The organism is Bacillus sp. FSL M7-0307 (genome assembly GCF_038627835.1).
GTDB lineage: Bacteria > Bacillota > Bacilli > Bacillales > Bacillaceae > Bacillus > Bacillus altitudinis.
Map to the genome: position 1 here is coordinate 3,165,786 of NZ_CP152023.1, position 15,114 is coordinate 3,180,899.

13 protein-coding genes and 1 other annotated feature are annotated in these 15,114 nt (G+C 40.3%); of the genes, 8 read left to right on the forward strand and 5 right to left on the reverse strand.

The features are described 5' to 3' along the window. The first annotated feature begins 34 nt into the window (after positions 1 to 34). From MHI41_RS16275 to MHI41_RS16305, 7 genes are all read left to right on the forward strand, one after another. Positions 35 to 607, forward strand: a complete 573-nt coding sequence (locus tag MHI41_RS16275; RefSeq protein WP_008348201.1) for a TetR/AcrR family transcriptional regulator — start codon at positions 35 to 37, stop codon at positions 605 to 607. A 40-nt stretch (positions 608 to 647) separates the two neighbouring features. Further along, positions 648 to 1,982 carry an MFS transporter gene (locus tag MHI41_RS16280; protein WP_342494310.1) on the forward strand — a complete coding sequence of 445 codons (1,335 nt, stop codon included), beginning with the start codon at positions 648 to 650 and terminating at the stop codon, positions 1,980 to 1,982. 268 nt (positions 1,983 to 2,250) lie between these two features. Further along, entirely contained in the window at positions 2,251 to 3,234 is a 984-nt protein-coding gene (locus MHI41_RS16285; protein ID WP_073412842.1) for a YncE family protein, read from the forward strand. Continuing rightward, positions 3,231 to 3,917 (forward strand): response regulator transcription factor, encoded by a 687-nt coding sequence (locus MHI41_RS16290; RefSeq protein ID WP_025208049.1) that lies wholly within the window; start codon positions 3,231 to 3,233, stop codon positions 3,915 to 3,917. Before MHI41_RS16285 ends, MHI41_RS16290 begins: the two co-directional genes overlap by 4 nt. After that, positions 3,914 to 5,332 (forward strand): ATP-binding protein, encoded by a 1,419-nt coding sequence (locus tag MHI41_RS16295; RefSeq protein ID WP_025208050.1) that lies wholly within the window; start codon positions 3,914 to 3,916, stop codon positions 5,330 to 5,332. Before MHI41_RS16290 ends, MHI41_RS16295 begins: the two co-directional genes overlap by 4 nt. 148 nt (positions 5,333 to 5,480) lie before the next feature. After that, positions 5,481 to 7,595, forward strand: coding sequence for a glycosyltransferase family 39 protein (locus MHI41_RS16300; RefSeq protein WP_282833371.1), 2,115 nt, complete (start codon positions 5,481 to 5,483; stop codon positions 7,593 to 7,595). A gap of 31 nt (positions 7,596 to 7,626) precedes the next feature. After that, the gene (locus MHI41_RS16305) at positions 7,627 to 8,619 is read left to right on the forward strand and encodes a glycosyltransferase family 2 protein (RefSeq protein ID WP_046344569.1); all 993 of its coding nucleotides are present in this window, start codon (positions 7,627 to 7,629) and stop codon (positions 8,617 to 8,619) included. A gap of 48 nt (positions 8,620 to 8,667) precedes the next feature. Here the strand turns inward: MHI41_RS16305 and MHI41_RS16310 are convergent, their stop codons facing one another. Together MHI41_RS16310 and MHI41_RS16315 are read right to left on the reverse strand one after the other, a co-directional pair. Further along, positions 8,668 to 10,017 (reverse strand): amino acid permease, encoded by a 1,350-nt coding sequence (locus tag MHI41_RS16310; RefSeq protein ID WP_008348215.1) that lies wholly within the window; start codon positions 10,015 to 10,017, stop codon positions 8,668 to 8,670. Between the two features lie 75 nt (positions 10,018 to 10,092). Then, positions 10,093 to 10,317, reverse strand: a binding site (T-box leader). Positions 10,318 to 10,408: 91 nt separating this feature from the next. After that, positions 10,409 to 11,083 (reverse strand): NAD(P)H-dependent oxidoreductase, encoded by a 675-nt coding sequence (locus tag MHI41_RS16315; protein WP_008348217.1) that lies wholly within the window; start codon positions 11,081 to 11,083, stop codon positions 10,409 to 10,411. Positions 11,084 to 11,304: 221 nt separating this feature from the next. Here MHI41_RS16315 and MHI41_RS16320 point away from each other — a divergent pair, with 221 nt between their 5' ends. Then, a complete protein-coding gene (locus MHI41_RS16320; protein ID WP_008348218.1) occupies positions 11,305 to 11,670 on the forward strand; it encodes a winged helix-turn-helix transcriptional regulator in 366 nt (121 codons plus the stop codon). A gap of 9 nt (positions 11,671 to 11,679) precedes the next feature. On the opposite strand, the gene MHI41_RS16325 is transcribed toward MHI41_RS16320, so the two are convergent. The 3 genes from MHI41_RS16325 to MHI41_RS16335 form a co-directional block, all read right to left on the reverse strand. After that, positions 11,680 to 12,852, reverse strand: coding sequence for a PDZ domain-containing protein (locus tag MHI41_RS16325; RefSeq protein ID WP_008348219.1), 1,173 nt, complete (start codon positions 12,850 to 12,852; stop codon positions 11,680 to 11,682). 83 nt (positions 12,853 to 12,935) lie between these two features. Next, on the reverse strand, positions 12,936 to 13,289 hold the full coding sequence (locus MHI41_RS16330) for a swarming motility protein SwrAA (RefSeq protein ID WP_007500014.1): 354 nt from the start codon (positions 13,287 to 13,289) through the stop codon (positions 12,936 to 12,938). A 344-nt stretch (positions 13,290 to 13,633) separates the two neighbouring features. Beyond that, positions 13,634 to 15,082, reverse strand: a complete 1,449-nt coding sequence (locus MHI41_RS16335; RefSeq protein WP_048001937.1) for a S41 family peptidase — start codon at positions 15,080 to 15,082, stop codon at positions 13,634 to 13,636. Positions 15,083 to 15,114: the final 32 nt, after the last annotated feature.

The window sequence follows — 15,114 nt, forward strand, 5'->3', positions numbered from 1 at the left end:
TTGCAAACACATTCATAACCTGAGGTGAGTATGCTTGTTAAAATCAACAAATCAACGAATCATTCGCGCAACAATGGAATTATTGTCTGAAAAGGGCTATCAAAAAACAACGACAAAAGAAATTGCGACAAAAGCGAATGTAAGTGAAGCGACAATTTTTCGTAACTTTAAAAACAAACGCGGCGTGATTGCTGCCATTATGAAAATGAAATCAACACCGACCAAAACCCTTGAAGCAGAATTTAAAGACGATTTATACACCGATTTAAAATTTCTCGGTAGCTATTTCCTTGAAGATTTGACTTCAAAAAAAGAATTTATCTATATCAGCATGAGAGAACCCGCTATGTTTAAAGATTTAACAGACCATGAAAAAATTTATCCTCAAGAATTGAGAGACATGCTGATTCATTATTTCAAAAAAATGAGTGCTCAGCATCGTGTATTAGAAGGAAAAGAAGACATCTATGCTGATATATTTATTAGCACGTATTTTGGTTTTTTCATTCAACAGCTAGAGCAAGACATTCAGCTTGTTTTAACACAAAAAGAAGACTTTATTGAGACATGCACACACATTTTCATGAGAGGAATTTCCCCCACTTAATTGGGTGAAATTCTTCTTTTTTACAAAGGTGGTAAACACATTGAATCTTAAAAAAGAGAACTTGATCATTTATTCTTTGCTGCTTGGAGCTATTTTAGTTCCAGTCAATTCAACCATGATCGCAGTCGCTCTATCATCCATATCAACTTATTACGATCAATCCATATCAAACATTACTTGGGTGGTCACGATTTATCTAATTGTCATGGCAGTCACTCAACCTATTGCGGGTAAGCTGGGAGATATATACGGCCACCGCAGCATGTATTTAGCTGGTGTGATACTCTTTTTGATTGGCTCCATTGGATGTGCTTTCGCACCTAATCTTGCTTTTCTTATTAGCTTCCGATCAATTCAAGCGGCAGGTGGAGCTATATTAACACCGAACAGCATTGCTTTAATTCGAGCAACAGTATCACATGAAAAGCTTTCTAAAACTATGGGGTTTTTCGGTTTTGGAGCGGGAATTGGTGCCGCACTTGGACCTTTTATCGGCTCTATTCTCATTCAGAGCTTTGACTGGCATTCCATTTTCCTAGTGAATATACCATTTTTGATTCTCACACTTGTGACAGGCGTTTTTATGATTCCGAAGATGAAACATACACGTTTACAAGCCAATGTAGATATCATCGGTTCGTTATACTTAACAATCGGGATCGCCACACTCATTTTGTTTACTAAAAGCCAATTATTAAACGAATACATGATCTATGGCGTTCTAGCGGTCATTTCCATTCCTTTATTTTTCAAACACGTACGGAAAGTTACAAATCCCATCATTGATTTGACATTATTTAAAAACAGTACCTTTACGAACGCTAACCTTTCTATCATGCTTAGTAATTTTGTGATGTACGCGATTCTTCTCATTATGCCGCTGTTTATGGAGCAAAAACTCGCACTTTCTCATACACAAAGCGGGATTTTCCTTTCGATCTTTTCACTCTGTATGTCGATTAGTGGATTACTCGGGGCAAAGCTCCATCCAATAAAAGGTGCCAAAAAAATGATTCGATTTTCATTTCTCTGTCTTACTTTATCCGGTGTTATGCTGATCACACTAAGTAGCTACCCAAATTTACCACTCCTTATCATCACATTAGTCGCTGGAGGGATCTCATCAGGTATTGGCATGACTAGCATGCAGATGGCTTCTTTAACATCTGTTGATCAGAGTTTATCCGGCTCTGCATCTGGGATTTTTTCTACCTTTAGATATTTCGGAAGTATCATTTCATCTACTTTAATTGGTATATTAAGTGGTTTTCAATCTTTATTTATCGTATTAATGGGCGCAGGTATTCTTGGTTTCCTCCTCTCTCATCGTCTAAAAACGAAACCCACTTCTCATTCATCTGAACACTCTGCTTAACGACTCCCTTCGCTCTATTTAGGGCGGGGGAGCTATGATTATTTGTTACTGTAACCGATTATGAATACAATGATCAAACTGTGAAAATGATCTTTTACTCATGAAAAAATGTCATATAAATAGACGAAAAAGAAATTTCAGCTTTCATTTACCTCTACTTCCCCACCTAAAAACTCCTTTTCATATCTTCCAGCATTCATAACTTCGATTTTTTTTCACAATTTTTGTGTTATGCTTTTTGAAAATAGAGCACCAAAGGAGCAGAAGGATGAAACGAGTGAAATATTTTTTAATATGCTTGTCAGCTCTACTATTTTTCCTAGCAGGCTGCGGAAAAGACCAGCAATTTACGCCCCCTGGCAGCTCTCAATCAATTGCTGTCATTTCTCAACTAAAAAAAGCCTCCTTTTCAATCGTTGATTTACAAAAAAATAAAATTGTCTCTTCCGTTGATTTAAAACATCCTCTCACTGATCTTGTTCACATCAACAAAGACGTGATCATTGCATCAAGTAAGGAAGGACAATCTCTTATAGAAATCAATTTAAAAAAAGGAACAGCAGCAGACTATATGGATGTGAATAAAGGTCTGACTTCACTTGCGTATGATGCGGATACCAACACTTTACTTGTGACCGATTCAGAGAAAAATGTCGTTTATTTTATCGATACAGTGCACAAGAAAATAAAAGCAACTGTGAAGACCGGGACATTACCCTCTTCTATGGCGTTGTCTTCTTCAGGAACGTTGTTTGTTTTAAATGCAAAAAGTCATTCTGTTTCAGTCATTGATATTGAAAAGAAAAAAAAGATACGAACGATTTCCGTCCTAGAGCGGCCATCTGGCATTCATTTTGATGGGCATTCCATTTGGGTTGGAGGACACGGTAAACCGGGCACATTAAATAAGAGCATTTTTGCTTACGACCCTAAAACAGGTAAAAAACAGCGAGAAATCAAACTAGGTGTTATGCCAGTCGCATTTTTTTCAGAAAAAAACTCTTCTACTTTATATGTATTATGTCATGGAGACCATACACTATATAAAGTAAATATCGAGAAAAACAAACTGCTTTCCTCTGTTGAGACTGGTCAAAATCCGAATTATATCACTGCTGATTCCTCATCTATATATGTCAGTAACTTAGATGACAATTCAGTATCCGTCATCGACAAACATACATTTATGTTGAAGAACCGACTGAACATCCCAGCAGGACCTTATGCTATCATGTTGGAGGAAAAGAAATGAAAGAACAGATGAATATTTTAATAGTAGATGATGAATTAGATATGCTTGAGTTAATCGGATCCTTTTTGCAGAGACAAGGCTTTCACGTGATAACTGCAAATAATGGCACGGGCGCCTTACATCAGCTTGAAAAAGAGGCCATTGACCTTGTTGTATTGGATATTATGATGCCAGATATGGATGGATTCGAAGTCTGCCAGCGCATTAGGCAAACCTCTCAAATCCCCATTTTATTTTTAACAGCTAGAAGTTATGAAGAGGATCGCATTAAGGGGCTGGAAATTGGCGCAGACGACTACATCATGAAGCCTTTTAGTCTACGTGAGCTTGCAGCTAGAATTGAAACGACATTAAGACGAATTAGAGGTCTTTCTTTAAAGCGCAGTCGAATCATGATTGGTGACTTGGAGATCGATCAAGATGGCAGACAAGTCTATCTCAAGCAAGAGCCCATCAATTTAACAAGAAGAGAATTTGATTTACTTATGTTTCTTCTGCTCAATCAAGGCCAAGTCTTTTCCCGTGAACAGCTCTATCAAAAATTGTGGGAATCACACTCACCTAGTGGCTCTTTAAGAACAGTCGATACACATATTAAAACACTAAGACTGAAATTAAAGGAAGCGGAACGGTATATTAAAACCGTTTGGGGTGTCGGCTATAAGTTTGAGGAGGACAAATGAAGCCATTATCTATTAAAAGGAAAGTGCTTTTCTTAATCCTTTCCGTTATAGGAATCGTTGCTGCCTCAGCTCTTGCCCTGACTTATTACTTATACCAGCACTTATATATAGATAAGCAGATTGACTCTTTAAGTTTACAAGGAAAGAAGCTGGCAGAAATCTATCACAAACACGGGAAAGACACATATTTTACTGACAGAATGAAGTGGGCAAATGACTCAAGTCAGGCAAGTGTTATTTTTACTGATGATCCTATGGAGCTTTCAAGCGGTATTCCTTTCGATACGAATACAAACGATAACCTCATTACGTTTAAAGAACGCCAAAAGCTTCTTCAGGGGAAAACAGTTGTGTTAATTAGAGAACACCCCCAATTTCATCAAGATATTCTCGGGATTGCCATCCCTGTGTTCTCAAACAAAAATGATTTATCAGGAACCATTTTCCTCTCTATGCCTTTATCTGATGTGTATGAACCGTTTGTTCAAATTCGATTAACGCTTGGCATCTCTATTTTAATTATCCTGCTTTTGATTTTCTTTATTGGATATAAAAGTTCTAACAAAGTCGTAAGGACGATCAATCAAATGAAAGAAATTGCAATGGAAATGGAATCTGGTGATTTTTCAAAACGCATGGCTGTGACCAAAAAAGGGGATGAGTTAAATCAGCTGAGCCGTTCCTTTAATAAACTGTCCTCTACCTTAGAAAAAGTTGAACAGCATCGCAGAGAGTTCCTTGCCAATGTCTCCCACGAACTGAGAACGCCTTTAAGTTATATGAAAGGCTATGCTGAAGGAATTGAAGAAGGCATTATTGATCAAAAGAAAGGCATGCAGATTATTCAAGACGAATCCACACGATTAAGCCGGCTCGTACATGACCTTCTTGATCTCGCACAGTTAGAGGGGGAATCTTACCCACTAACGATGGAGCCGATCGTCTTTGCGCAGCTTATTCATGATGTTCTTGATCAAATGACATTCATTGCTAGTCAAAAGAGAATCTCGTTCAACCGAGAACTTGAAGAGGACTGTATTATTTATGGTGATAGCGATCGACTTGAGCAAGTCGTTCGTAATTTATTGGACAATGCCATCCATTACACGCCTTCAGGAAAATCGATTTCGATTGAATTATTCGTTCACCAACAAACTGCTGAATTGAGAATTACAGATGAAGGCAGCGGAATTCCAAAAGGAGATCTCCCTCATGTCTCTGAGCGTTTTTATCGAGTGAATAAAGCACGCACAAGAAAAGATGGCGGCTCTGGTCTTGGACTAGCAATTGTTTATCAAATTATAAAAAAACATCGTGGCACTTTCGTTCTTCAATCTGAACAAGGAATAGGTACGACCGCTATTATACAATTACCAAGTGCAGAGAGCACCGAAACTCCGCCTGTCTCCTCATAAAATAAGATGACATCTTAAACCAAACAGCTCTTTTCTAGAGCTGTTTTTATTCAACAGAAAAATAAAGAATTGGCCTTTTTTTATTAACAATTTATTCATATTTGCTTGTTACACTTTTTTCAAGTTAAGAAAAAGGAGTGACAAGCTTTTGATTAGACGCTTTCAGAAATTTGATCTTTATTTATTTTTCATATTGATTTTATCTGCCATTTTAAACATTTATAACATTTGGAACGACGATACGGTGAACGCTTATTATACAGCGGCGGTCACAAGTATGATGCAAAGCTGGCATAATTTCTTCTTTGCTTCGTTCGATCCCTCAGGTTATGTCACGGTGGATAAACCACCGCTCGCCTTCTGGCTGCAAACGATCAGCGCCAAAATTTTCGGCCTGCATGGCTGGAGTGTGATCTTACCCCAAGCTTTAGCTGGCATTGGATCTGTTTATTTAATCTACCGCCTAGTCAAACCTACATTTGGCCAGGCTGCAGCAAGACTGTCAGCACTCATTATGGCGTGTACACCAATCGCAGTTGCTGTATCTCGTACAAATAACATTGACAGCTTACTCGTCTTTATTCTTTTACTCGCAACAGCCATGATGTTCAAGGCTGTGAAACAGCAGAAAGTGCTTTGGGCGATTGCTTCTTTTGCAATGATCGGTGTCGGTTTTAATACAAAAATGCTACAAGCGTATATGATTGTACCGGCTCTCGTCCTGTTTTACATCATTGCCTATCGAACGACATGGAAGAAAAAGTTGTTATCGCTGATGATTTCGATGATTGTTCTTTTAGGTGTATCTGCTTCATGGTCTATAGCGGTTGATCTCACTTCCAAAGACAATCGTCCTTATATGGGATCAAGCCAATCGAACTCAGCACTAGAATTAGCCTTTGGTTACAATGGTCTGCAGCGGTTGACTGGTCAACAGTCTGGCGGAGGCGGAGGCACAAATCAGGGTGAGGGACAGCCACCTTCACAGCAGGGTGATCAGCAAAATGACAATGATTCATCCACCATGCCTCAGCCGCCATCAAATGGAACTCAAAACAACTCAGACAATTCAAACCAATCATCCAGTCAGGAACAGCCTTCAATGCAAGGACCACCAAGCAATGCAAACGGCACAACACCACCTGATATGCCTTCAGGCGGTAATGGTAATGGACCGCCAAATGGCGGGGGCGGAAAAATGGGAAATGGTTCTGGCATGTTTGGAACAGGAACAAAAGGGCCATTACGTCTGTTCCAATCTGAACTGTCCGATCAAATCAGCTGGCTGCTTCCATTTGCGCTCTTTGGTGCGATTGGTATCTTCTTCTCGACAGCCTTTGAAAGAAGACGTCTCAATACAAAACAAAAAGAAACACTATTTTGGTTAGCTTGGCTTATACCCGTTGCTGCATTTTTCAGTGTCGCAGGATTCTTCCATCACTATTATTTAATCATGCTTGCACCGCCAATTGCTGTATTAGCAGGAGCAGGATGGGTTTCTATGACTCAATTGTTCCAAACAGGAACTGGCTTTAAAAAATGGTTGCTTCCAATTGCGATATTCGTCACAACCGCATTTGAAATCTTTATCCTATCCACTTTTACAAGCACAATCGGTCTTGGATTAAGCATTGCAGTCGGTATCATTGGTATTGGAACGATCCTTTCTCTACTTTTGATAAAAGGGAAAGAAAAACTAAAACAATTCATGTCTCTCATTGCCATCCTTGGGATGCTGATCACACCACTATACTGGGCAAGCACACCTCTTCTTTACGGAGGAAACAGTATGCTGCCAGAGGCTGGTCCTCAGCTTGCAACTTCAAGTGGCAGCATGAGTTCACAAGTCAATGAAAAGCTGATCAGCTATCTTGAGAAAAACAATACGGGAGAAGAATTCCTATTCGGGACAACAGATGCAACCACTGCTTCGCCTTACATTATTAAAACAGGAAAAGCTGTTATGGCATTAGGTGGATTTAGTGGATCTGATAACATTCTCACGCTTAATGAATTCAAACAGCTCGTTAAAGACGGCAAAATCAAATACTTCTATCTTTCTGGTATGAGAGGCGGTAGCTCTGACATTCTCACTTGGATTCAAAAAAATGGAAAAGAAGTAACTGCTTCTAAATGGCAGAACAGCTCTACATCCAAAACGAACCAGCAAACAGACAGCCAACAATCCGAACAAAATGATCAGTCAAATGGACGAATGGGCGGAATGGAGAGCGGTACTCTTTATGAACTATCCGTTGATTAATTCATCTATTAAAAGGGAGGAACGATGACTGATGGAAAAGAACATACAATACTCTGTTGTAGTCCCAGTGTATAATGAAGAACTTGTGATCCATGAATCGTATCAGCGCCTCAAGACCGTCATGGATTCGACGGGAGAAGCATATGAGCTTCTCTTCGTCAATGACGGCAGTATGGATCGAACAGCTGAACTGATTAAAGGGTACTGCCAGACTGATCCGCATGTGAGACTTATTGATTTTTCTCGTAACTTTGGGCATCAAATTGCCATTACAGCGGGAATGGATTATGCAAAGGGAGAAGCTGTCGTAGTGATTGATGCGGATTTACAAGATCCACCTGAATTGATTTTAGACATGATTGAAAAATGGAAGGAAGGCTATGAGGTCGTATACGCGGTCCGCACGCAACGAAAAGGCGAAACAGCTTTCAAAAAGTACACGGCTTCCCTTTTCTACCGAGTGCTACGTCAAATCACCGAAGTAGATATTCCTATTGACACCGGCGACTTTAGATTGATGGATCGTAAAGTGTGTCATGAAATGAGAAAAATACGCGAGAAAAACCCATTTGTCCGCGGATTAGTGAGCTGGGTTGGCTTCAAACAGGTTGCGGTAGAATATGTTCGGGATGAGCGGTTGGCAGGAGAAACAAAGTACCCTCTCAAAAAGATGCTCAAGCTCTCGATGGATGGGATCACATCTTTTTCTTACAAACCTTTAAAGCTGGCCAGCGTGGCAGGCATTGTCCTTTCAGCTATTGGCTTCATTTCGATGTTTCTAGTTTTATATTTAAAGCTTTTTACAAACAGCACCATCACCGGCTGGAGTTCATTAATTGTCATTCAGCTATTCTTTAGCGGGATCATCCTCTTTATGTTAGGCATGATCGGAGAGTATATCGGCCGAATCTACGATGAAGCCAAGGACCGGCCGCTTTATATCGTCAGGGAGAGCTATGGCCTTCAGGCAAAGCCACATCCCGTTCAATCCCCTGTTCATTTTAAGCAATATAAACAGCATTAAAAAAAGCGTGCGAGACCCTTCAGAAGGTCCTGCACGCTTTTTAATAAATTAGACGGCTGTTTCAAACCGTTTTCTGTTAATAAAGAAAGAAAGTGTAATGATTAAATAAATGCCCATTGTGACCAGCGTTTGAACAATTGGTGTATTGAATACAACGCCGACAAAAATGGCCATGATCGCAATAACGGAAAACCACGTTGTGAAAGGATACAGCTTCACGCGATATCCGCCTGGCTGTGCGACGCTTCGAGATTTCAAATGACCGACGGCAATGATAAACCAGATGAATAGAACTGTGTAACTTAAAGAGCCCATCAAGTAATTAAACGTTTGACTTCCTACAAAAAGAGAAATCAATACAGCTGCATACAAGGTAGATGTACATACAAGGATAGCTCGAACAGGCACCTGCTGTTTTGACAGCTTGGAGAATCCTTTCCATACACGGCCATCCATTGCCTGTGTATAAAGCACCCGTGATGAAGCATACAAGCCAGAGTTCATAGAAGACAAAATCGCTAGTAAGATAATGCCGTTCATGATGTCACTGGCATACGGTACTCCGATCGTTGCAAACACTGTCACAAATGGACTTACTTGCTCATTGTTTACTTGATTCCAAGGGATTAAGCTGACAATGATAAAGAACGGCAGTACATAAAAACCGATGATGCGTACAAAGGTACTTTGAATGGCCTTTGGGATGACTTTTTCAGGGTTTTTTGTTTCTGCTAAAGTGACCCCAATCATCTCCGTCCCACCATATGAATACACGACAACCAGCATTGCTGCAATTAATCCGCCAGTACCATTTGGGAAAAATCCACCGTGATCCGTTAAGTTAGACAATCCAGGTGCTGCATGCTGTCCGAATGAGACAAATAGCATGGTGAATCCAATGATAATAAATAAGATGATGACAGCAATTTTAATAGAAGCTAACCAATACTCTGTCTCAGCAAACATTTTGACTGAGCAAACATTAATGATTGTGACTACAAGTGAAATGATTAACACAAGCATCCAGATTGGTACTTGTGGGAACCAGTACTGAATAAAGATGGCCGAAACAATCGCTTCTGCTGCAATGTTCAGCACCCACATTTTCCAATAGATCCAGTCTAAGAAATAGGCCGGATATTTTCCTAACACAGGTTCAATCAAGTCACGGAATGTTCTTGCTCCAGGTCGTGCAACGGTCATTTCGGCAAGTCCTTGCATAATAAATAATAAAATAAGACCACCAATCATGTATGCCAAAATGACAGCAGGACCCGCAATATCAATGGCAGAACTGCTTCCTTTAAACAGACCAGCACCGATGGCACCGCCAAGCGCAAGCATCATAATATGCCTTGATGTCATTGTTCGTTTTAACTGCACATGTTCCTTTTCCATTTTCTATAGCTCCTTTAAATTTGAATCTTCAGACAAATATTAGATAAAAGCATATAAAAAGGCCAGCCATCTCCTGGAAGAGACGACTGACCTTGCAACCGCGTTACCACTCTTATTGATTCAGCCATGGCTGAATCCAACTTAAAACCCGATAACGGAGGTCACACGTAAAGACTTACTATTCATTCAGTCTTACCGCTCTTTGAGCGAGTTCAATGATTCGTTTTACTGCGTTGCACCGACCCGCAGCTCTCTTAAAAAACGGATGTTCATTTACTATTCTCAAGTCAAAGCGTTTATAGTCAAATTTGTATATTCGTCAAAGATTTTATTTTTTAAATATACTGACTAACCACGCAATTGTCAACAGCCTTTTTCAGACAAACAGCGATTAACGAATCCAAACAGCTACTTCATCCATCGGGCGACGTGTTTTGCCGCGTTTTGGCTCAGTGACACGATAACCAAAGGCTGCCATGACAGAGATGTCGTATTGACCATCCTCCAGTAACCCTTCTTCTTCTAAGATACGATGGATGTGATCGTAGCTAAATCCTTCAACTGGGCATGAATCAATGCCGATCTGTGCCGCAGCTGTCATCATGTTACCTAAGGCAATATACGTTTGTTTTGAAGCCCAATCAAATAATGTACGGTCATTTTCTAGCAGATGAAGATCGTTCTCTTGGAATTCTCTGTAGCGCCCCTTGACCATTTCAAACGTTTCGTCTGTCATTCCTTTGATTTGCTTGTTGATGTATTCTGCATATGCTGAATCATAGCGGGCATCTGTTCTTGCCAAGATGATCACAAAATGGCTGGCAGTTGGAAGCTGCTTTTGCGCCCCCCATGTATACTCTTTTAATTTTTCTCTAAATGCTTCATTTTGAACAACGAGGAACTTCCAAGGCTCAAACCCTACAGAGCTTGGAGAAAGTCTTCCTGTTTCTAAAATAAATGCAAAATCATCCTCTGGAATCTTTTTCGCTGGGTCAAACTCTTTTGTCGCATGACGGAATTCATACGCCTCAATGATTTCTTTTTTTAACTGCTCTTTGTCTCGCATGTTATTCATCCTTTCTAATGAACAGGTGTGTTCCCACAATCCAATTTCTTTCCATTCCCTCATAGAAATTGTTATGATAGGAAAACAAACAACCCGAATGTGTGATGTCCTATCTCTATGGTAAAAGAAAAGCTTCCATTGATTCAAGTACGCACATTTTTGTTCGTTAGGTACAAACATGTTCGTTTATGACCATTTTCGTTTAAGAAAGGAATGTTGAGATGAGTGCACCATCCAATCCAGTCAGTATTGTGAATCATGGCTGTCCCGTGTCTATCACTACAAATGTCATCGGAGGGAAATGGAAAGGCGTCATCCTTTATCATTTGACTTGCGGTCCAAAGCGTTACAACGAAATACTTCGGCTTCTGCCAAGAATTTCGCAGCGTGTCCTGACGTTGCAATTACGAGAACTTGAACAAGACGGGATTGTTCACCGTGAAGTCTATGAGGAAGTTCCTCCTCGTGTCGAGTATTCACTGACTTCTCTTGGAAATACGTTAAAGCCCATTATCTTTGCCATGCGTGAATGGGGCGAATCCTATGGGAGAGAAACGCGCCCAAAAGAAAAAAGCTGCCATCTCTAGCAGCTTTTTTTAAGATGAAATCGCCGTTGGCTCTTGCTGTGGATCGTCCTTCACAAACAAGATACCAAGCTGGTGATGCTCCCCTTCGTAAGAGGCGCGTTTCTCAAACCTTGTCTGACCATTGAGACCAATGATCTCAAGCTTTGTCAGAGCACGATTGGTTTGTAGTGCTTCATAAAATTCTGAAACGGTTTTGATCTCGATTCCATTGACCTTTGTAATAATTTCTCCGATCTCAAGCTTTAAATCAGCCGCAGGGGTATTCGGTATGATACCAAGCACCATAAGCCCTTGATTCCGCTTAGAGAAAAAGAATGGTGCAGCGTTGTCATTCGCCCTCTGCTTCCATGATAAAAAGGCTCTTCCTGCAATCGCTAGAACAACAGCTCCCCACGCAATCGGCTCAAACCAAATACTTGCCGCACCTACTGCAGCAACAGCTAGACCGAGCATCATAATTCGGCGTGACGTAATTTGAATACTCACAATTGGCAGCGATCCTTGAATACGCTGGCCAAAGCCGATGATGTACGGGATCACAATAAATGAAAAGCTTTGATCGTGCACTTGAAGCACAGGCCACCATGGCAGAGAAGAAGTCCATTCACCTGCCGGCATCAGCAAAACAAGTGGTAGAAGCCACAGACGGTTTGCTCGCTGCTGGCCGATCAAAAGTCCTCTCGCACTCATCACCATTGCAGGCGATGTACGTAAATGCGCCGTTCGATAGGCTAACATGCCTTCGGTCATTAACAGTAGCCCTAACAGGATCACAACGGCTGATGCATTCATCATTGAAAGCTGCGGCAGCCAAGAATGGCTCACTTGAACAGACATCAATCCAAATGCCGCAATAAAACTGAAACCGAGTGTGTATGCAGACGAAAGCGCACTCGCCTTAAAGAATAAAGAGAAAACGATGGTCATCGCTGCAATCAGCACGATGAATCCAGGCGGAAGGGAAATCCCTAAGCCTACAGATATGATCGATAGACAAATTCCTGGAACCCATCCCTTTGAATATGTAAATTTCAGTTCATCGTAAACATCTTCTATTCTTGTTTGAAACGCTTTTCTCTCCCGCTTTACGCGGATGTAGCCATATAATAGGCTGATTAATACCATAAAATAAAAAAGAGGATGGATTAAAAACAGACCGACCGCTTTTAATCCGGCTCCCATCCACTCCGAGCTCATTATCGTTCACCGCCCAAGTCAAGCATTTTCTCTTATTCTATCAAATAAATCGATGCTTGACATCAGGTTTATTTCTCCTGATTCATCCAAAGTGTGACATTCGACAGTGAAAAATCTTTTAAATAGTGATTCACATCTACATCTAGTATGCCGCCGAGAAGCTGCATGGACCTCTTGATGTCGGTTAAGTTTATACCAAGTCTCTTATGATTATCCATTAAATAATTGAAGTATATCTCAGCACAGTCTTCATCGATCTCGTCGACTGATTCTACCGTTGTGTAATTGACCAAGTACCTGCTTAACAGCATGAGTAGACTTAATGCCTTTGTAGCCGAAAACGTCACATCTTTCGTACGACTCTTAAGCTCCTCTACCAACTCGTAATATTTTTTCTCTCTCACAATACTTGCCCTTTTCAATTGTGTACCCCCATTTACTAGTTCTTTTAAGAAAAGCGCAAACCTCGGTACAGCTCAATGCTTAAGCTGAATATCCGCAAAAAATAAAATATTTAAAATGAGTGCTACTTTTTATTGTAAGAATTATTTATGTAACATACAACTTTCAAAAGTTTCATTTTCATGACATGTTTAAATCAACAGAAAGTCTCTTATATAAATATGTTATCGGGTAAATTCGAAGGAATGTTATGTTTTTTGTAAAATAAATGAATATATTTCTCGATATAATATATTTTTAAGAATAAATTATTACATGTTCGTAACACTTATGAACCAAAAAAAAGAGGCATTTATTCGCCTCTTTATTTTTTGAGATATAGTGCTTTTAGTGCAGTTTGCAGCTGAAGATCATTCTTTTCATAAGATTTCACTTCATCTACCATCTTGTTCATCATTTTCGCTGTCTTTAAATCAATCACACCTGATTTATCGAGATTGTATGTGCTTTGAAATGCGAGTACAGCTTTTTTCGTTTCTTCGTCAAAATATCCATCTACTCTGCCAGGGTCAAATGATAACCCTTTTAACAATGTCTGTGCTTGTCTGACTTCTTCATTGTTCATATCAAGCTGAAGCGGTTCTTTCAGCTGGAGCGGGCCAACGGTGAAGTAATCTGGTTGATGAATCGCAATGGTCGGCACAACGCCTTTTTTGTGAATCCAATTCCCTTTTGGTGTCAGCCACTTATACAGCGTTAATTTAATGTTACTTCCATCTCCCATTGGTACCGCCTGCTGCACAGTTCCTTTACCAAAGGAAACGTCACCTACCACTTCATACTTCCCTGCTTCTTTCATGGCACCAGCCAGAATTTCAGAAGCGGATGCACTTCCTTTATCAATTAAGACATTGACCGGGTATGGTTTTTGTTCTTTTCGTTTTGAAAAATATCGTTTTCGATCGCCATTCCGTTCTGCAATTTGAATATATGGCTGATCCTTTGTGATAAAATGTTTCAAAATGTCTTCCACACTTTGTAGATAGCCGCCAGGATTTCCTCTCACGTCCAGCACAAGGCCTTCCATGCCCTTTTTTTCGAGCTTATTCAAGCTTGCCGTGAAATCCTTCGCCGTATCTTCAGAGAAGCTAGAGATCGCAATATAGCCTGTTTTATGACCATTGACCTCTTTCATTGAAGCCGTTACGGTTTCAAGCGGGATTTCTTCTCGTTTGATATGGAATGTTAGCTCTTTTTCAATTCCATTTCGTCTGATTTTCAAGGCGACAGACGTTCCTTTTTTTCCTCTTATTTTCAGTACAGCATCGTTTAGGCTTTTTTCTTTCATCGTCTCACCGTCAATGCTGATGATTTCATCTTTCGGTTTCAGACCCGCCTTTGCTGCAGGGGATTTTTTAAAGGCAGAGACAATGATAATCTTTCCTTCATCCATTCCAACTTCTGCCCCAATTCCTTCAAATGAGGAATCAAGTGAATCCGAAAATTGCTTTGCGGTTTGCTTGTCCATGTATACTGAATACGGATCATTTAAGGTTGAAAGCATTCCTTGAATGGCACCTTCAAGCAGCTTTTGACGATCCACTTCCTCTACATATTCATTCGAAATGAGGTCATAGGCTTTCTCAATTTTCTCCATTCCGTTTTCCTTCGCTCGATCACTTGATTGAGCTTGTCCAGCCACTGCAGCAGCCGCTTTCGGTGACTCCGCTTGAGTCGCCTCTTTATGCGTCATAACCCCTGCACTGATGATGAGAATGACACTTGCCATGATGGATGCGATTTGTTTTTTCATATTTGGCCTCCTTCTTCAACTCTTCCTGATGA

Excerpts from the sequence above, each read along its gene's own strand:
- MHI41_RS16325 (WP_008348219.1), bottom strand. The coding sequence starts at position 12,852 with ATGGGAGCCGGATTAAAAGCGGTCGGTCTGTTTTTAATCCATCCTCTT.
- MHI41_RS16335 (WP_048001937.1), bottom strand. The coding sequence starts at position 15,082 with ATGAAAAAACAAATCGCATCCATCATGGCAAGTGTCATTCTCATCATC.
- MHI41_RS16310 (WP_008348215.1), bottom strand. The coding sequence starts at position 10,017 with ATGGAAAAGGAACATGTGCAGTTAAAACGAACAATGACATCAAGGCAT.
- MHI41_RS16285 (WP_073412842.1), top strand. The coding sequence starts at position 2,251 with ATGAAACGAGTGAAATATTTTTTAATATGCTTGTCAGCTCTACTATTT.
- MHI41_RS16305 (WP_046344569.1), top strand. The coding sequence starts at position 7,627 with ATGGAAAAGAACATACAATACTCTGTTGTAGTCCCAGTGTATAATGAA.
- MHI41_RS16295 (WP_025208050.1), top strand. The coding sequence starts at position 3,914 with ATGAAGCCATTATCTATTAAAAGGAAAGTGCTTTTCTTAATCCTTTCC.
- MHI41_RS16320 (WP_008348218.1), top strand. The coding sequence starts at position 11,305 with ATGAGTGCACCATCCAATCCAGTCAGTATTGTGAATCATGGCTGTCCC.
- MHI41_RS16290 (WP_025208049.1), top strand. The coding sequence starts at position 3,231 with ATGAAAGAACAGATGAATATTTTAATAGTAGATGATGAATTAGATATG.
- MHI41_RS16315 (WP_008348217.1), bottom strand. The coding sequence starts at position 11,083 with ATGCGAGACAAAGAGCAGTTAAAAAAAGAAATCATTGAGGCGTATGAA.